This is a genomic window from Actinoplanes sp. NBC_00393, from assembly GCF_036053395.1.
Lineage (GTDB): Bacteria > Actinomycetota > Actinomycetes > Mycobacteriales > Micromonosporaceae > Actinoplanes.
In genome coordinates, this window is the sequence record NZ_CP107942.1 from 8,140,143 (window position 1) to 8,157,720 (window position 17,578).

A 17,578-nucleotide genomic window follows, 5' to 3' on the forward strand; every position below is an offset into this window, starting at 1 on the left:
CTGATCTATGCTTCCGCGCGAACGCGGCGATGGTCATCGATTCATGGGCAGCCGCGTCGACCTGACCTGACTGCGGGGGCTTCCCTTGATCAAATCCTTTGTTGTGCGGCTCGGCAGCGCGGTCGCTGCCGGCCTACTAGCGGTGGGCGGGCTTGCCACGCCTGCCTTGGCGGCCGGGACGGGCACCGTCGACGGCGTGTTCACCGATGCTGCGGGCTCGCCCGTGGCCGACGGATGGGTGGAGATCTTCTCCGCCGAGGACGGTGGCTGGCTGACCTACGCGGCGACCGACGGCGACGGCCGCTTCCAGGCGACCGATGTGCCGGCCGGTGCCGTCAAGGTGTCGTTCACCAGCGCCGGGCTGACTCAGTGGGCGCCCGGGAAGCTCAGCCAGGAGGACGCCGGTGCCTACCGGGTGGTGGCCGACGAGACGGTCACCGTCAACGAGCGGCGCCTGCCCACCGGCACGATCTCGGGCGTGGTGACCGGCTCGGACGGCACGCCTGCCGCCGGGGTGCTGGTGGACGCGCGTGAGCTGGAAACCAGCGGCCACGTGAACGCCTACACCGACGAGACCGGCCGGTACTCGATCACCGCGTGGACCGGTGACTATCACGTCGGTTTCGGGCCGGAGTCGGCTCGGCAGTGGGCGCCGCGAGCGGCCGACGAGAAGGATGCCGACACCTACACGGTCGTGGCCGGCGGGAGCGTCGAACTCGACGAGCAGTTGCTGGCGACCGGCACGATCGGCGGACGGCTCACCGGCGAGGACGGCAGCACAGCGTTGGCCTATGTCGACGTCTTCCTCTACCGCGGTGCCGAGTCGATCGCGTCCACCAGCACGAACGAAGACGGCGGCTACTCGTTCCCGGTGCTCCCCGGTGACTACGTCGTGTCGTTCCGGGCCGAGTGGAACGGTCCGGAACAGTTCGTTCCCGGCGCCTCGGAACTGTCGAAGGCACGCGTCCACACCGTGGCCGCCGGGCAGACCGTCGTCGCCGACGACTCGGTGGTCGGCCCGGCGACCGTGCAGGGTCGGCTGGTCGACTCCGCCGGGCGCCCGCAGGCCGGCTTCCAGGTCTTCGTCAGTTCCACCGATGACGAGTACGGCTACGGCGACCTGACCGATTCCGACGGTCGCTGGCGGGTGACGGACGTGCAGCCGAGCGACTACCGCGTGTCCTTCAACAACCCGTCGTGGAGCCGCACCCAGTACGCGTACGGCAAGTCCAAGGCCGAGGACGCCGAGGTCTTCTCGATCGCCGGCGGGGAGTCGGTCACCGTGAACGACACCTGGCTGCCCGGCGCGACGCTCACGGTCAAGGCCGTGGACGCAGTCACCGGCGCCGCCGTGGCCGATTTCTGTGCCCAGATCGAGGGCGCCGGCGAATGCACGACGAACGGCACGGCAACCGTCACCGATCTGCCTGCCGGAAAGTACAGCCTCGAGATCACGCCGGACGCGGCGAGCTACTACCTGAACGAGGACACGCAGGTCACGCTCGCCGCGGGCCAGACGGCCACCGCCACGGTGCGGCTCGCCACCGGCGGCAAGGTCTCCTTCGCCGCCACTGACAAGGCAACCGGGGCTCCGGTGGAGGAGACCTGCTTCGTCCTGGAGACCATCGGCAGCGGCGGCCTGCCGGACGGCACCGGAGACTGCACCAACGCCCAGGGCAAGCTGGTCGGTGGCACGCTGGCGCCGGGCACCTATGAGGCGTTCGCGTTCGCCCCGGGCACGTACGGGCACCAGTGGGTCGGCGCGACCGGCGGCACCGGGAACCAGAAGGCTGCGGCCCGGATCGTCGTCAAGGCCGGCAAGACGGTGACGGCTCCGGCCGCTCGGCTCGACCCGGCCGGCTCGATCACCGGCGTGGTGACCGGGGCGGACGGCGCCGCGATCGCCGACGCCGACGTCTCGTTCACCGCCTGGAGCCTGGGGGCCGGCTCCTCGCACAGCGTGAGCACGGACGAGAAGGGCAAATACACGATCGAGAAGCTTGGCCCGTACGCTTGGCCGCTCTCCGTGACCGCGAGTGGTCACCCGCGGCAGTGGTCCGGGAACGTCGGCAACCGTTTCAAGGCGGTGCACATCCCCGTCACCGCCGGCGGCACTGCCACGTACGACATCGCGCTGACCCGTACCTCGTCCCTGCAGGGCAAGGTCACGCTCGCCGCCGGCCTCCCGGCGGACGGCTGGCGGCTCACCGTGATCAACGCGGTGACCGGCGACGAGATGGCCGAGTTCGACAGCTACAACGTCGGCCCGGACGGCGCCTACGAGATGCCGGTGATCGGCGGCCAGCAGGTGAAGATCCGCTGGACGGCGCGGTCCGAGGGGCAGACCATCGCCTCCGGCTGGTACGACCACGCGACCGACCAGAGCACGGCGACCACGGTGAACATCCCGGCTGCCAAGACGAAGCGTCTCAACCTGACGCTCGGCTGATCATCCGGCGAGGCCCGGCCGACCCGAAACCGGGTGGGCCGGGCCTTCGAATGTCAGGCCGCGTCTCTCTCGGCCAGGTGCCACAGACGCGCCTCGTCGTCCGCGCCGGCGGTGATCAGGTGCTCCCCGTCCGGGCTGAATCGCAGCGCCCACACCTGCCCGTCATGCCCGGTCAGCGGCGTCCCGTCCAGGCGTCCGGTGGCCGCGTCCCACAGCCGCACGGTCCCGTCGTCGCTGCCGGTGGCCAGCAGTTTCCCGTCCGGGCTGAACCGCATGGCCCGCACCGGCCCGGTGTGCCCGGTGAGGGGGCCGGCAGCCGGTTGACGGGTCGCCACATCCCACAGTTGAACGGTGTTGTCGCCGCCGGACGAGGTCGCCAGCAGCTTTCCGTCGAGGCTGAACGTGAGGGCGTACACCGGCCCGGCACTGCTGGTGAGCGGCTGGCCGACGGATGCACCGGTGACCGGGTTCCACAGTCGGACAGCGTTGCCGCCGCCGGAGGTGGCCAGCAGAGTCCCCGCGGGGTTGAAGCTCAGCGCGTGCACCGGGCCGGGGCTCAAGGTGAGCGGCTCACCGACGGGCCGGCCGGTGCCGGTCTGCCACAGCCGCACAGAGTTGTCGTCGGCGCCGGCACTCGCGAGAAGCTCACCGTCCGGGCTGAACACGACCGAACGCGCCTTGCCGGAATGCCCCGTCAGAGTGCGCACCGCATTCCCGGTGGCGGCATCCCACAGCCGAACCGTGCCGTCGTCCCCGGCCGTTGCCACCAGCTCCCCGTCCGGGCTGAAGCCGACCGAACGCACCGGCCCGGTGTGCCCGGCCAGCGCCGGCCCGGAGCGCCGTCCGGTGGCGGAATCCCACAGCGCTACTTCCCGCTCGCCGGCGACAGCCAGCAGCTTGCCGTCCGGACTGAACCCGACGGAATAGATGGCCCCGGTGTCAGCGGCGAAGGCCGGCCCGGTCCGGCGGCCGGTAGCCATGTCCCACAGCTTCACCTTCCCGTGGCCGACGGTGGCGAACACTTCCCCGTCCGGACGCACAGCGATGATCCCGGCCATGCCAGGCATGACACTGCGGGACCCGGCGCCGACGCCCACGCGGGCGGCGTCCGCATGCGGGGCGAGCGCGGGTCCCGGGTCGGCGTACGCGGCGGTGGCATATGTGGCGGAGGCGAGCAGCCCGATCACGGCCACAGCGACACCCCGGCCGACGCGTCGCCGGAGGCCGCCGTTCTCAAGATCTCTCTCGATGGTCACCCCCGCACCGTAACGATCATGTTTAGGGGTGCTCAGCCGCTTTCGCCCCGGTTCATCCGCCCGGGTTCCGCGGTGCCTCCGCAACACCCGGCAGCCCGCCCGGCCAGAATCGAGAGCCGCCACGGAAAGCAACAAGGCCGCCAGCCGCGTTTCCGCGCCTGACGGCCTAATCATGTTTGTGCGCCCGAAGGGACTCGAACCCCTAACCTTCTGATCCGTAGTCAGATGACTAGTGGTCGCGAGTGCACTCTGTCACCCCTCGGACTCAAGACCGTACCGAAGGCAATCTGCCAGGTCAGAGCGCCTTTGCGTTTCCGCTGGTCGAGGCCGAGTGCATGATTCGAGCTTCTCGACGATCGATAGCCTCCGCTCGAACGTGCTGATTTGGTCACGCCCGTTCCGGAACAGTCGCCGGCGTCCGATCACCATCGGATCACCACGCAACACCGTTACCCTTCCGCCGGGCGTTCCGGTCATTGAGAGCACATCATCGGGTGTATTCGATGTCGGTGAGCAGGTCGGGTGCACGGCGTCTGTCGCTCGCGGCCGCCGCGGCGGCCAGGGCCGCGTCGGCCGATGCCGGGGTGGCGTTTGGTGGCACGACGAAAAGGTCGAAGCGGTCGTTCCCGAAATCGGTCATGACGGTGACCAGACCGGCCGGCTGAGAGAGGTACCAACCGATCCGCACCGACTCGCCGCCCACGGCGACTCGTGGCGAGTGGGGCAGGTCCCACTCGGCGGAGCTCATCAGCACATGCGTGATCCTGCCGCGCAGGCCCGTCAAGGCGTCCACCAGCCGGGGAAGTTCGGCCGTCACGTCCGTTGACCGGGGCCACCAGGCGCCGTCGAGGACGGTCACCCGGGAAGGATGCGGGTCCATCAGCAGACGTACGGCGTCATTCCGCGTTTGCGGTGGGGTGGACAGGGTGGTCGGTGCCATGGCGGCTACCTCTCGATGGACGACCTCCGCACCGCCGAGGGCGGGCGCTGATTTGCGCTCGTCGGAGATCGTGGAGAGGTCGTTGACCACCACTGTACGCCGGGTACCGGCAAAGACGCGTACAGTAGGCGCGGCGGTCGTCTTCGCCCGCCGGAAGCCGGCCGGCCCAGCCGCACAAGATCTCTTCGGTGATCACCGAGAGTCTTCGAGGTCGTGCGCCGTCGGCGCCGCGCTCGATACCGCCGTTCCCACGGGTGAGCGCCACCTTGAAGCCTCATCCCCACGAATCGAACGACAAGGACCTGCATGACACCGACCTACCACCGGGCCACGTTGTTCGTAGCGCCGGCCTCCAGCCAGGACGCTCAGCGGAACAGCCGGGCTCTTCCGGCGGCCGACCACCGAGCTGAGGCGATGCACAAGCTCCGCCACCCGTTCGCAGTCCGTGCCGAACCGGCCACCGGTTCCGTCCACTGACGGTTCAGTCGCCGGACACACTGAATGCCATGACGGCTACATCGTCATCGACATCCGCCATGTCGGCGAGCAGGCCGGTGAGGGCCCGAACGGCGGCGGCGGCCTCGGTAGGGCCCTGGCGCTGGACGAAATCGCGCAGCGCGTCGTCGCCGAAGCGCTCCCCGTGCGGAGCGGTGCGCGCCTCGGTGAGCCCATCGCTGTAGAGGATCAACGTGTCACCGGGTTCCAGCCGGATCGTGCGGGTCGCCACCCGCGGTTCGGACAGGATGCCGATCAGGGCACCGCCGTCGGTGCTCTGATAGTCGGTGGCACCGTTCGCCCGAACCAGCAGGGCGGGCGGATGCCCACCGGCGGCGATCGAGGCGGTGTATCCCGGGCCGTCTCGTTCGAGCACGCCGAAGATGACGGTGCAATGCCGGTGTTCCTGGCTCCGATAGTCCTGGTAGAGCACGGCGTTGAGGTTCGCCAGTACCGCGGCGGGCTCCGGGTCGTAGACAGCCGCGGCTCGCAGCGTGTAGCGGGCGGCGGCGGTCACCGCCGCGGCGCCGATCCCCTTGCCGCGTACGTCGCCGAGGAAGAAACCCCACCGGTCACCGCCCAGCGGGAACAGATCGTAGAAGTCGCCACCCACCTCATCGGGCGAAGCCATGTGATAGAGGGCGGAGGTCGCCATGCCCGGCGGCACCGCCAGCGTGGCCGGCAACAGGCTGCGCTGCAATCCGGCCACGAGCAGGCGCAGCCGTTCGCGATCGTGATCGGCGCTCTGTCGCGCCCGGAGTAGTTCCTGCTCGTAAGCGCGCCGCTCGCGGGCGTCGAAGACGGTGATCCGGATCAGCACGGGCTCGCCGGTACCGCCGGTCTTGACGGCGGAGGTCACCAGGACCGGCAGTCTCGTCCCGTCGGCGGTGAGCACCTCCAGCGCGATGCCGCTGGCCTTTCCCTGCATCCGCAGCAGCGGCGCGACGTGCGTCTCGTAATAGAGGCGACTGCCGGATGCCAGGAGATCGGCGAAACGCCGCCTGCCGACCAGGTCGTCGCGAGAGTGACCGAGCCAGGCCAGCAGAGTGGCGTTGATCTTGGCGATCGTCCCGTCCAGCAGGGTGGAGAGAAAGCCGCACGGCGCGTTGTCGTAAAGGTCATCGATGTCGTCCTCCAGCAGCGCCGGAAAGATGGCCTCCTGCGTCGGGCGGTGCAGTATCGCCGGCAGGTCGTCGGAGGGCCGACGAGCCGGCTCGCTCATGGCCTTACGATGCGAGCAGTGCCAGGGGGGTATCGCTTCACCACGTGATCCTCGCACTGACCGGGCCTGCGAGCGAACTGCGTTCAGCTGACGGCGTCTCGGATCACCGGCGGGTCGGCCGACTGATTCTGGCGGTCCAGTGGACAGTGCGATCACTGCCCGCGACCCGACCGTCATGGTGCACAGTGAATCCATGTCCGAGGACCACCTCACCACCGAGATGACGGCATCGTTGGAGCGGCTCCGCCGGGTCAGCAATGATCGCCAAGCCGACCGGCATGACCGACAGCCCACCGCGAGCGCATCCGACGCCGCGAACCGGCGGGAGGAGGCCGCGGACCGGCGTCACGACGCCCTCGACCAGCGGGCCGAAGCCGCCGACCGCCGTGACGAGACACAAGCACAGCGGGAAGCCGTGCTCGACGACCGGCAGGCAGCACTCGATCACCGAGCTCACCTGCTGGACAGACGAGAGGGCGAAAATTGACAGACGAAGAGCGCCCCGCGTACGGCAGGTGGCGGAGTCCGTTCACGTCGGAGACGATCCGGGGCCCGCACATCCCGATGTGCGGGCCCCGCGAGTCATGTCGGTCCGCCGGTCAAGCCGACTCGAGCCGAACCAGTTCGGCACGGGCGAATCGCACACGGTCGGTCTCGGCGCCCGCCGAAGCCGCGATCTGATCGGCGAGATCGTGCGCCGCTTCGAGCCGGTGTCGCCGTACCCGGCTTTCGGCTCGGCTGTTCGCCGCCTTGCGGTACGCCCGTCGCTGCTTCCACCCGCCGGACAGGGCGTCGAGTTCTTCGGTGGTGATCACACCTTGTTCGGCCTCGGGCGCCATCACGGCACGCATCGCCGCGCGTTCCGGGCGGACGGTGTAATGGAACAACCCGATCACCACGGCCAGGCTGATGAGAATCTCCCCGATCAACAGCGGCAGCAGCAGCGCGCCGTTGCCGCCGCTGATACCCGCGTTGGCGTCCCACACCCCGTGCAGCAGCATCGCCACCACGATCAGCATGGTGCCGAATCCGGCGCGTCGGCGCTGCGCCACCGTGCCGAGAAGGTAGACGATGCCGGCGCCGACCAGCGCCGAGTAGAGGATGTGCGAGGAGAAGCCGGTCAACAGCCGCATTCCCACGGTGCTCAGGCTCGTGCCCAGTTGGTCGCTGCCGAACTGCTCGTTCGCCGAGTTGTAACCGTAGGAGATGTCCTCGAGGATCTCGAAGCCCAAGCCGACGAACGCGCCCAGGATGAACCCGTCATAGGCGGTCCGGACCACGCGGGGCGCCAGGAACACCAGCAGCAACACGCCGGCGCCCTTGCCCAGCTCCTCGAAGAGCGGCGCGGTCAGACCCGCGCCCCAGGCCACCTGGAAAGCCTGACCGAACAACTTCTGGTAGATGCTGAGCAGCGCACTGTTGCCCGACAACGCGATGCCCCAGGCCGCGGCCACTCCACCCCACACGAACGCCGCGATCACCAGCCGCAGCGGCTGACGGGAGTAACGGTCGATGCGGACCGTGAACCACCAGAACAGCATGCCGTAGACCGCGAAAATGATCGCGCTCGCCGTCAGAGCGGGCGCGTAGAGCCGAATCGCCGCATTGATCTGGCCGTACAACACCCATAGGCCATAGGCGACCCCGAACACATAGACCCAGAAACACGCGTTACGCGGCTGCCACAGGTAGACCAGGTTGCCCGAGCCGGTCCGCTCGATCGCAGCCTCCCGAGCCGTGATCGCAGGGTCCGGCTCGTCGACCGGAACAGGTTGCGAAACAGCGGTCACGAGCCACTCCCCTCGACCGGGCGTACCGACTGAAGCATGGCCGCGACCTGCGCGGACACAGCGCCGGGAGCGGCCTGCGGGCCGATCGCCTGGATCTCTACCCCGGTCTCACCGAAAACGAAGGCCGCCACCAGCCCGACCGCGTTGGTCCCGTCGAGATGCGCGGCGGCACCGTGCTGACCGGCTCCGTTGGTGATGGTCACCGGGTCGCTGGTGACGTGAAAGCCCGCGTCGCCCGGGATACGCAGCCCGTCGTCGGTCTTCCTGATCTGCTCCAGCAGCTGCACCGGTGTTCCCCGGAAGGTGTCCGTGGTCACCTGGAACACTATGCCGCTGTAGGTGACCGCCGCAGCGCGCGGATACCCGGCCACATCCGGTTGTCCCTGCCGCAGGCCGCTCACCAGATTCGCTCCGGTGACCGGCACGAACTGCACATCCGGACCGATCTGAACGACATCTCCGGCACGGATGGGGTCATCGACCGTCATCTGGTCATTGATCGCCGGCAGGATCCAGCCCGCAACAGCGAACAACATCGCGACCAACGCCGCCGGCAGCAGCGTCCGTCTGTCCAGGCCCAGCAGACGCCGCTCCACCGGCACCCAGTTGACCTGCCAGCGTTCCTCGCCGGCCGGGCTTGCCGCATACAGCCCCGACACCTCGTCCCCCTCACCCTCGCCACCGAAAGTGATCACGACGCTAACAGTCCGAGATGATCCACGCGGCCTGCTGGTTTTCCACTGAGTTAACTGTCACGCCATACGCGATGAAGCCCGACATCCGCGAACCTCGCAGCCCCGCAGTCCTGCGTAGCCGACCACAGGGCGACCTGCCGGACAACAATACCGGTCGAACTGGACACCCAGGCAACGAGCTACCAGCTCACGGTGCACCCGTCCGATGCCTCACCGCCCGGACACCGCTGATCGATTCACGCTCCAGGTGGCACATCCTGGTCCGACGATCCACGGTGATCAAACGTCGAGGTATCGAAGAACCGCCAGCACGCGCCGGTTGTCGTCGTCGGACGGCGGCATGCCGAGTTTGCTGAAGATGTTGTTGATGTATTTGCTGACCACCTTTTCGGTGATGAACAGTTGGGCTGCGATGGCCGCGTTCGAGCGTCCCTCGGCGATGTGTTTGAGGACGTCGTGCTCGCGTGGGGTCAGGCCTTTCAGTGGTTCCCGGCGGGCCAGGAGCTGGCTGACGACCTCCGGGTCGAGGGCTGTCCCGCCCGCGGCGACCTGCTGGACCGCCTGGACGAATTGTTCGACGTCGGAGATGCGGTCCTTGAGCAGGTAGCCGACGCCTCGGCCGCTGTCGGTGAGCAACTCGCGGGCGTAGAGCGGCTCGACATGCTGGGAGAGCACCAGGACCGGTAGTCCGGGAATCGCTATGCGGGCGGCGATGGCGGCCTTCAGGCCTTCGTCGGTGTAGGTCGGCGGCAGCCGTACATCGACGATGGCCACGTCCGGCCGGTGTTGCAGCAGGGTGGGAAGCAGCGCGGGCCCGTTGTCGACGGCCGCGACCACTTCGAAATCGAACGCCTCGAGCAGGCGGGTGAGCCCGTCTCGCAGCAGCGTCAGGTCTTCGGCGATGACAACGCGCACGGTACCTCCATGGTCATGACGGTCGGGCCGGCCGACGGCGAAGTGATCATCATCGTGCCGTCGAAAGTACCCAGCCGCCGTTCGATGCCGTGCAGACCTGTTCCGCGGGTCGCGTCGGCGCCGCCGACCCCGTCGTCACCGACCTCGACGAACAACCGTCCCTCAGCGTGCCGGAGGTGAACCCAGGCCGAGCCGGCCCGGCTGTGCCGGCCGATGTTGGCCAGCGCCTCGGCCACCGCGAAGTAGACCGCCGATTCGATCGGCGTCTCCAGCCTGCCCGGCAACTGCGAAGTCACCTCGACGGGTACCGGCAGGTGCAGCGCCAGCGCTTGGACGGCGCCTTCAAGCCCGCGTTCGGCGAGCACCGGCGGGTGGATGCCCCGGACGAGATGCCGCAGGTCCACCAGCGCGGCCGTGTTGGACGTGCGCGCCTCGGCCAGCAGTTTGAGCGCGGCGCCCGGGTCCCGGAGAACGAGGCGTTCGGCGAGCCCGATCGTCATGCCGACCGCCACCATCCGGGCCTGCGCGCCGTCGTGCAGGTCCCGCTCGATGCGCCGCAGCTCTGCGGCCTGCGCGCCGATGGCATCGGCTCGGGTCGTGGTCAGATGGGCGACCCTCAAGCGCAGCTCAGCCGCTTTGGTCGGGGCGAGGAAGAGCCGGGCGAACAATATGTCGGTGCGGCGCAGCAACGGGGCCGCGCCCAGGCTCACGACCACCAGAATCAGGCCCTGTGGAAACGCCAGCCAGGCCTCGGCGAGGGTCGCGGTCGGCCAGAACACGCCGTACCCGAACCACACGTCGCCCAGAAACAGCCACAGCGGAAGCAGAACGACGCCGACCAGGCCGTACGCCGGAATCGCCACCATGATCACACCGAGTGTCACCCCGACCACCGCGCCCGGCAGTAACCAGGCCGTGTCACGCCAGGTCGCCGGATCGGTGATGATCCACCTGACCCACCGGCGGCTGCCCAGCTCGGCTCGATCCGGCGAAGGCCAGTACGGGCGACGGATCGGCACCCCCGCCAGGGCACCGAGGCGTCGCTCGATGTCGGCCCGCCACCGAACGACGATGGTGGCGATATGCAGCAGGTCAGCGCCTAGCATCGGCACCGGGCTGAGCACGAGAGCGACCAACCACAAGGCGAGCACCGGCCCGTTGAGTAAGCCGAGACCGATCGCGAACACGCCGTGCCCGGTCGCGGACAGGCCGGCGCGACATCGATCCCGCAACGACATGTCACCATCCTCTCGCGTATCCACGGATGGTGCCGAGGCCACGGCAAGGGGTGTTAACACCCCAATCCGGTGGGGCGCTGATACTCCTGACCATTCGGTCTTGCGAGACGACACTGAGCAGATGACGGCAACCACACTCCGGCGTACCTCACCGGCCGGCAGCGATTTCGCGGAACTCAACCGCCGGGTCAACGCTCTCGGCCTGATGCGGCGTCAGCCCGCCTACTACATTCTGCGGTTCGCGCTGGTCGGTCTGCTGGCCGCCGGAGGCTGGGCCGCGTTCTTCGTCATCGGGTCCTCCTGGTGGACGCTGGCCGTCGCGGTGGTGCTCGCCGTCGCGTTCGCCCAGCTGGGTCTGGTCGCCCACGATCTCGCTCACCGGCAGGTTTTTCGCACCAAGGGCCCGAGCGCGATCGCCGGCCGCATCGCCGGCAACCTCGGTATCGGCATGAGTTACGGCTGGTGGATGGAGAAGCACACGCGCCACCACAACAACCCCAACCATGACGACCTCGACCCGGACGTGGCACCGGAGGTGCTGATTTGGGCCACCGAGTCAGCGGTCGGCCGCCGCGGGCTGGCCGCCTTCGTCACCCGTCACCAGGCCGGCCTGTTCTTTCCGCTGCTGACACTGCTCAGCCTCGATCTGAAGATCTCCAGCATCAAGGCGCTGCGAGCAGGCGCGGTCAAACGCCCGGTCCTGGAGTCGGGGCTGCTCGTGGTCCACGCGGTCTGCTATCTCGGCGCGCTGTTCCTGGTGCTGTCGCCGTTGCAGGCGCTGGTCTTCCTGGTGGTGCATCAGGGTCTGTTCGGCGTTTACCTGGGCATGACTTTCGCACCGAATCACAAGGGGATGCCGCATCCCACCGGTGACGAGGACTTCCTGCGCAAACAGGTGCTGACCTCCCGCAACGTCCGCGGCGGATGGTTCGTCGACGTCGCGCTCGGCGGCCTGAACTACCAGATCGAGCACCACCTGTTCCCGGCCATGCCGACGGCCAACCTGCGTAAGGTTCAGCCGATCGTTCAGCAGTACTGCGCGGAGATCGGTGTGCCCTACGAGCAGACCGGGCTGATCGAGTCGTACCGTCAGGCCCTGCGTTACCTGCACGAGGTCGGGGCACCGCTGCGAGACGCCCACTGACCGAGGACCGCCGCCGGCACCCGAGCCGAGCCGACCGGCCTCGACACCATCACGAGCGACTTCGGGCGTGACCGCTTCGACCAACCGTCTGATCGGTAAGCGTGGGCAAGTTCCTGTGCCGGTTCGCGCCGGTGCCGGGCGTAAGGTGTAATTATCTATTGACTCAAGCCGCCCTGGTCCTCGGCGTCTGTGCGGGGAAGGGGCGGCCGTGTCGGCACTGACGTGCGGATCGTTCCGTTCCAGCCCAGACGGTGCGGCATCATGACCTCGCCTGCCCGCGGCGATGACCACGGTGCGCTCGTCCGGCGTCTCGTCGAGGCCCAGCCGGCGGATGGGGGTCTGTTACGGCGGATCTGTCTCGCCGCCGTCGGGGCGTTGTCGGCGAGTGGGTCCGGGATCAGCGTGATGACCGCTGACGGGACACGCGGGGTGTGTGCGACGTCGGATCCGGTCAGCGAACGTGTCGAGGAATTGCAGTTCACTCTCGGCGAGGGGCCCTGTATCGATGCCTTCGCCGCTCGCCGTCCGGTTCTCGCGGCGGATCTGTCCGACGGGGGTGGCCGCCGTTGGCCGGTCTATACCCCGGCCGCCCAGGACGCCGGCGTCCAGGCTGTCTTCGCCTTCCCGTTGCAGGTCGGCGCCGCCCGGCTCGGTGTCATGGACGTCTTCCGGGACCGGGTCGGGCCGATGAGCGGCGCGGAACTGCAGTTGGCGTTCACGTTCGCGGAGCTCACCGTGAAGGTCCTGCTGGACCTGCAGCAGGATGAGACCGCCGCTGACGACGGTGCCACGGTTCTGGACGTCGGGCGCCGGGCTGAACTGTTCCAGGCACAGGGGATGGTCATGATGCAGTTGGGGGTATCCATCAGTGAGGCTCTGGTACGGATCCGGGCATATGCCTTCGCCGAAAACCGTCGCCTGGAGGATGTCGCCCACGACATCGTGCAGCGCCGGCTGCGATTTGACGGTTGACACGGATGAGTGGCTGTTGGGTACCGAACTACCGGGAGACAGGGCATGAGCGGCGTTTCGGCTGAGCGACTGGCAAGCATCTTCGTGGAGGTCGCCGACACGTTGGTCGACGAGTTCGACCTCCTCGAGTTTCTGCACATGCTCACCGACCGGGCCCGCAGTCTGGTGAACGCGGCCGCCGCCGGACTGATGCTGGCCGACGAACGCGGACGGCTGGAGTTCATGGCCGGTTCGGACGAGAACGTACGCCTGATCGAATTGTTCCAGCTGCAGAATGATCAGGGCCCCTGCCTGGAGGCGTACCGGACCGGACAGCCGGTCATCAACGTCGACCTGGCGGCGGCGGCAAGCCGCTGGCCTCGCTTCGCGCCCCGGGCCTCGGAGGCGGGCTTCCGATCCGTGCACGCCTTCCCGTTGCGGCTGCGTTCCCAGGTGATCGGTGCTCTCAACATCTTCGGCAGCACCACCGGCGGCGATTTCGGGGCCGCCGATGTGCCGATCATGCAGGCTCTCGCTGACGTGGCGACCATCGGGCTGATGCAGGAACGCGCGATCCGCCGCAGTGAGGCGCTGACCGAACAACTACAGGGGGCGTTGAACAGCCGGATCATCATCGAGCAGGCCAAGGGTGCTCTCGCACAGGTCCACGACGTCAGCGTCGATGAGGCGTTCCGCCGGATCCGCGCCTACGCCCGCAACCACAACCGGCGTCTCACCGAGGTTGCCGCGCTGATCGTCACCGATCTGGCATCACTGCCCGGTCTGGCGCAGCCCTGACCGTCACCGGCGGGGCACTGTCCGGCCGGCGGAGCAGAGTGGCGAACTCCAAGTGTGCGTACCCGGTCCGCGGCCCTTCGCCGCCCGGCACGGGGTCGGCGCAGGTCTCCGCCGCCCGTCGCCGCGCGATCCCGAGAATCCATTTCGCGGCTTCGATGTCCGGCTGAACGTGACAGCCGGCCAGCCACCACACCTCCAGATAGGTGGCCGCGAGTATTTCGTCTCGGCATACACGGTCGGACAGGAGTTCTGCCAGCACGGCGCCGACGACCCCCGACGTCCGCTCGACCAGGACGCGGAACGCGAGCACGCTGCCCTTCGAGACCGCTTCGAGCAACATGGTGTCGCTTGAGTCGCCATTGATGCCGGCGGAAGGTGTTCTTCTGGCCGGGCCGTCTCTGATGTCCGTCATGGTGCTCCATTCAACGGCGAGTGGGAGTGCCGCCGAGGTCTGGAGCGACATGCGTAGGTCCTTCACCCGATGACGCTACGGCTTCAGCCTGCTCCGGCATGCCGGTCGTCACCCGGAAGATAGCCACGGTTCCCTCCGTCGACCACACGTGAACGTGTGGCTCCTCACTCGGCAGGCGCCGTGCCACGGCGTGGACATGGTTAGGGCGACGTGACTACCGGTTTCCCGACACCCCGCCGTGATCGAGCGCGCCCGCCGATCGACAGGCGTTTGTCACGCGGAAAACGTCGCCCACACGACTTTGCCACCGTGGGCCGGTATGGCACCCCACCTCGCGGCGACCGCATGCACCAGCATCAGACCCCGCCCACCCTCAGTGATCGGAAGCCGTTGACCCGCGCGGGTGGACTCGACCAGACGCGGATAGCGGGTGTCACCGTCCCGGACAGCCAGATGCAGATCCCGGCCGCGCCGGAGCACGGTGAGCACGAAATCCGTGCCGGCGTGCTCGACGGCGTTAGCGGCCAACTCTGACATGACCAGTGCGGCGCCCTGCCGCAGATCGTGCAACTGCCAGGCATCACATGCCCGCTCCACCAGCCCACGGGCCGCCCGGACGGAGACCGGGACCGGCGCCAGACGGGTCTGCCACCGGTGACTTCGTCTCAGCCTGCCGACGACCGCGGCCCGCGCCTCACCCATCGTGGCGAACAGCGGCAACGAGTTCCCGTCGTGATGCCGCAACCGGTATCCGAGCATCGTCGCCGGTGGCATGCACAGCGCCAGAATGACCGGCAGCGCGCCGCCTTGTACCTTCCGCTGTGCCGCCAGCCAGTACCGCAGGCTCAGTCCGTGCAGATCGCTGAAGTCACGCAGGTCCATGATGATGGCCTCGGACGGCCCGGCGAGGCAGAGTTCCAGTCCCGCGATGATCTGCTCGCCGAGCTGCTGCGACCAGTGACCGTGCACCTTGATCTCGACCACGCTGCTGCTCGCATCGGCGACGACACCCACCGATACCCCACGACGGTCAGTGACCGTCGCCACCAGATACGGCGATCGAAGGGGCGGTGCTCCCTCGCGCCGCTCCACGGCGGTCATCGGCCGCCGTCGCCCGCACCGGGACCGGGTGGGAGAAGGCTCCACGCACCCGGCGGCGCGGCCAGCATGGTGTACACCGGACGTGTTACGGAATCCACGGCTGCTCCAGGGCACCTACTCAGAAGGCGCGCCGCCTGGGTCCGGAGCAGCGAACGACGATGGGACACCGTCGCGGCCCAACGTTATACCGGCAGGCCGAAGATCGCAGTTGTGCCCATAAATCTCACATATCGACTCGGAGCGTCGGATGCGGTACCTCACGCCTGACGTGCGTGATGCTGAGGCGGCTCGGGTGCGCTGGGGCCGCACCGGGTCCGAGGTCATTCCGCCGGGCCGGGCTCGTCTTCGGAACCGCCCAACTGACCGAAAGGCTGCATGCCGGTCAGGTCGGCCAGCATCCGCGCCGCTTCGGAGATCGCGACCACCCGCACCCGCACCCCGCGAGCGCCGGCTCGCTCCTGAAAGCTGATCAGCATTCGCAGCCCGGCCAGATCGCAGAAACTCAACTGGGAGAGATCCAGCCGCAACAGGTGCCCTGGTTGGTCGAGTGCGCCCATCAACTGCTCGATCACCGTGGCGTCCACGGGCCGTGTCAGCTCACCCGCCACGACAACCAAGATCACTCCGTCGACCGGCGGATGCACCGTCACCCAGGCCTCCGGGCCGAGGTCCGACACCGTCATCGTGAGCACCGCCTCGCCACCACCGACAGCGGGACACCGGGAACGGCAGTCCACCGCTGCAACACTTGGGACACCTGCGAGACATCAGCACCCCGACGGCACACCGAATCGTAGTCCCGATCCGGGACGCGGGCCACCACACGGCAGGCGTACGAAATGTCCGTCGGCCTTCACTGCGTCGCGCTAATGTGACCCGCATCGTCCGGGCATCACCAGGACCTACGATGCGCACAGATCCACGGACCCCGTTCGGTCTGCGTCGAAATCGCTGCCCCAGACCCTGGTAGCGCTGCCACCCAGTCAAGGAGCAGCGATGTACCAGCACGGCGCCATGGACTTCGGCGGAACACGTCCGGGCCATGTGTGGAACCTGATCCGTATGTACGGCCCGGACCTGACCGGGTTGTGCCGCGCGGGCTCGGCACTCATACCGGATGTCGCGGGGATCGGTCTCTCGGCCGGCCCGGAGGGCGACCCGTTCCCGCAGATCCGATTCAGCAGCGACCAGGGCAGCGCCAGTCTCGAGGACGCCCAGGAGAGACTGGACGACGGCCCGTGCCGCGACGCCACCTCCACCCGCCGGCCGGTGCACGCCGCCGATCTGAGCGATCCGTGGTGGCGTGAGCACTGGCCGCGGTTCACCCCGGCAGCGCTGCACTCCGGGGCGCGGGCGGTGTTCGCTCTGCCCTTACACGCCGGCGGCGTCCGGCATGCCGGAGCCGTCGACCTGTACCGGCGTACGCCAGGTAGTCTTTCCCGCGCCGATCAGGCCACCGCGGCGGAACTGACCGCTGCGGCCACCGAGTTGCTCACCCTGGAACGCCTCGGATTGGACTGGACCGGCGCCTTCACCGAGGCCCGGCAGGACGCTTCCGGGGCGGGCATGCCGATCGCCCTGACCTCGCGGCGGACCGATGCCACTGCCGCCGTGCCGCCACTGGTCCGCTGGTTCGACCATGCCTCGATGAGACGGGTGCGCATCCGGGTCCACACCGTCAGCATCCGTCACGGCCTGGTCCGTGCCGACGCGGACCGATTCGCGCTGGCCGTGCACGAGACCATGGCCAATTCCGTGCAGCACGGCGGCGGCCTCGGCCAATTGCTGCTGTGGGGCCGCAACAGTCGCCTCTGGTGCGAGATCAGCGACCACGGCGCCGGAATCGGCACGACCCTGCGATCCGCTCACGCCGACCGCCCCCGAACCGGCGTGCGGCAGCGGCGGGTCACCGGATTCCAGCTCATCGAACGCGCTTGCACCAGCATGGATATCACCACGGACACCACGGGCACCCGGGTGAGGCTGTGCTACCACAACGACGCGGGCGGTTCCGGCCACGGCTGAGCCGGTCATGGTCACGGCCGTGTCGCGTCACCGCGAGCAGCACCTCCCGAAGCACAGCTCGGCCCTTCGGGTCATTCAGGCGTAGTCTGACTGATGTCGCTCCAGACTCCGGCGGCTCGAGACCCTTTTCGTTGGCCCCCATCCGTG

The 17,578-nt window shown here is 68.4% G+C and carries 16 protein-coding genes; 6 read left to right on the forward strand and 10 right to left on the reverse strand.

Annotated features, from left to right (window positions below; translation table 11 throughout):
- The first annotated feature begins 196 nt into the window (after window positions 1-196).
- Window positions 197-2,449, forward strand: coding sequence for a carboxypeptidase regulatory-like domain-containing protein (locus OHA21_RS37630; protein WP_328463325.1), 2,253 nt, complete (start codon window positions 197-199; stop codon window positions 2,447-2,449).
- A 53-nt stretch (window positions 2,450-2,502) separates the two neighbouring features.
- Here the strand turns inward: OHA21_RS37630 and OHA21_RS37635 are convergent, their stop codons facing one another.
- The 3 genes from OHA21_RS37635 to OHA21_RS37645 form a co-directional block, all read right to left on the reverse strand.
- The gene (locus OHA21_RS37635) at window positions 2,503-3,705 is read right to left on the reverse strand and encodes a WD40 repeat domain-containing protein (RefSeq protein WP_328463327.1); all 1,203 of its coding nucleotides are present in this window, start codon (window positions 3,703-3,705) and stop codon (window positions 2,503-2,505) included.
- Window positions 3,706-4,192: 487 nt separating this feature from the next.
- Window positions 4,193-4,645: a DUF5994 family protein gene (locus tag OHA21_RS37640; protein WP_328478791.1), complete on the reverse strand. Its 453-nt coding sequence runs from the start codon at window positions 4,643-4,645 to the stop codon at window positions 4,193-4,195.
- A gap of 481 nt (window positions 4,646-5,126) precedes the next feature.
- Window positions 5,127-6,362 carry a PP2C family protein-serine/threonine phosphatase gene (locus OHA21_RS37645; protein WP_328463329.1) on the reverse strand — a complete coding sequence of 412 codons (1,236 nt, stop codon included), beginning with the start codon at window positions 6,360-6,362 and terminating at the stop codon, window positions 5,127-5,129.
- 193 nt (window positions 6,363-6,555) lie between these two features.
- Here OHA21_RS37645 and OHA21_RS37650 point away from each other — a divergent pair, with 193 nt between their 5' ends.
- Complete coding sequence (locus OHA21_RS37650) at window positions 6,556-6,849, forward strand: hypothetical protein (protein ID WP_328463331.1); 294 nt, start codon at window positions 6,556-6,558, stop codon at window positions 6,847-6,849.
- 112 nt (window positions 6,850-6,961) lie between these two features.
- Here the strand turns inward: OHA21_RS37650 and OHA21_RS37655 are convergent, their stop codons facing one another.
- The 4 genes from OHA21_RS37655 to OHA21_RS37670 form a co-directional block, all read right to left on the reverse strand.
- Entirely contained in the window at window positions 6,962-8,152 is a 1,191-nt protein-coding gene (locus OHA21_RS37655) for a PrsW family intramembrane metalloprotease (protein ID WP_328463333.1), read from the reverse strand.
- Window positions 8,149-8,754, reverse strand: coding sequence for a hypothetical protein (locus OHA21_RS37660; RefSeq protein WP_328463335.1), 606 nt, complete (start codon window positions 8,752-8,754; stop codon window positions 8,149-8,151). The genes OHA21_RS37655 and OHA21_RS37660 overlap by 4 nt, the downstream gene beginning before the upstream one ends.
- A 372-nt stretch (window positions 8,755-9,126) precedes the next feature.
- The gene (locus OHA21_RS37665; protein WP_328463337.1) at window positions 9,127-9,762 is read right to left on the reverse strand and encodes a response regulator transcription factor; all 636 of its coding nucleotides are present in this window, start codon (window positions 9,760-9,762) and stop codon (window positions 9,127-9,129) included.
- Complete coding sequence (locus OHA21_RS37670; RefSeq protein ID WP_328463339.1) at window positions 9,735-11,000, reverse strand: sensor histidine kinase; 1,266 nt, start codon at window positions 10,998-11,000, stop codon at window positions 9,735-9,737. Before OHA21_RS37670 ends, OHA21_RS37665 begins: the two co-directional genes overlap by 28 nt.
- Before the next feature lie 121 nt (window positions 11,001-11,121).
- Between OHA21_RS37670 and OHA21_RS37675 the strand changes: the two genes are divergently transcribed.
- From OHA21_RS37675 to OHA21_RS37685, 3 genes are all read left to right on the forward strand, one after another.
- Window positions 11,122-12,144 carry a fatty acid desaturase family protein gene (locus tag OHA21_RS37675; RefSeq protein WP_328463341.1) on the forward strand — a complete coding sequence of 341 codons (1,023 nt, stop codon included), beginning with the start codon at window positions 11,122-11,124 and terminating at the stop codon, window positions 12,142-12,144.
- A gap of 261 nt (window positions 12,145-12,405) precedes the next feature.
- On the forward strand, window positions 12,406-13,116 hold the full coding sequence (locus OHA21_RS37680; protein WP_328463343.1) for a GAF and ANTAR domain-containing protein: 711 nt from the start codon (window positions 12,406-12,408) through the stop codon (window positions 13,114-13,116).
- Between the two features lie 45 nt (window positions 13,117-13,161).
- Window positions 13,162-13,893, forward strand: a complete 732-nt coding sequence (locus tag OHA21_RS37685; protein ID WP_328463345.1) for a GAF and ANTAR domain-containing protein — start codon at window positions 13,162-13,164, stop codon at window positions 13,891-13,893.
- On the opposite strand, the gene OHA21_RS37690 is transcribed toward OHA21_RS37685, so the two are convergent.
- The 3 genes from OHA21_RS37690 to OHA21_RS37700 form a co-directional block, all read right to left on the reverse strand.
- Window positions 13,853-14,371 carry a hypothetical protein gene (locus OHA21_RS37690; RefSeq protein ID WP_328463347.1) on the reverse strand — a complete coding sequence of 173 codons (519 nt, stop codon included), beginning with the start codon at window positions 14,369-14,371 and terminating at the stop codon, window positions 13,853-13,855. The genes OHA21_RS37685 and OHA21_RS37690 overlap by 41 nt on opposite strands.
- Window positions 14,372-14,578: 207 nt before the next feature.
- On the reverse strand, window positions 14,579-15,319 hold the full coding sequence (locus tag OHA21_RS37695) for an ATP-binding protein (protein WP_328463349.1): 741 nt from the start codon (window positions 15,317-15,319) through the stop codon (window positions 14,579-14,581).
- Between the two features lie 407 nt (window positions 15,320-15,726).
- Window positions 15,727-16,089, reverse strand: coding sequence for an STAS domain-containing protein (locus OHA21_RS37700; protein WP_328463351.1), 363 nt, complete (start codon window positions 16,087-16,089; stop codon window positions 15,727-15,729).
- Between the two features lie 313 nt (window positions 16,090-16,402).
- Here OHA21_RS37700 and OHA21_RS37705 point away from each other — a divergent pair, with 313 nt between their 5' ends.
- Complete coding sequence (locus OHA21_RS37705; RefSeq protein ID WP_328463353.1) at window positions 16,403-17,431, forward strand: ATP-binding protein; 1,029 nt, start codon at window positions 16,403-16,405, stop codon at window positions 17,429-17,431.
- Window positions 17,432-17,578 lie beyond the last annotated feature (147 nt).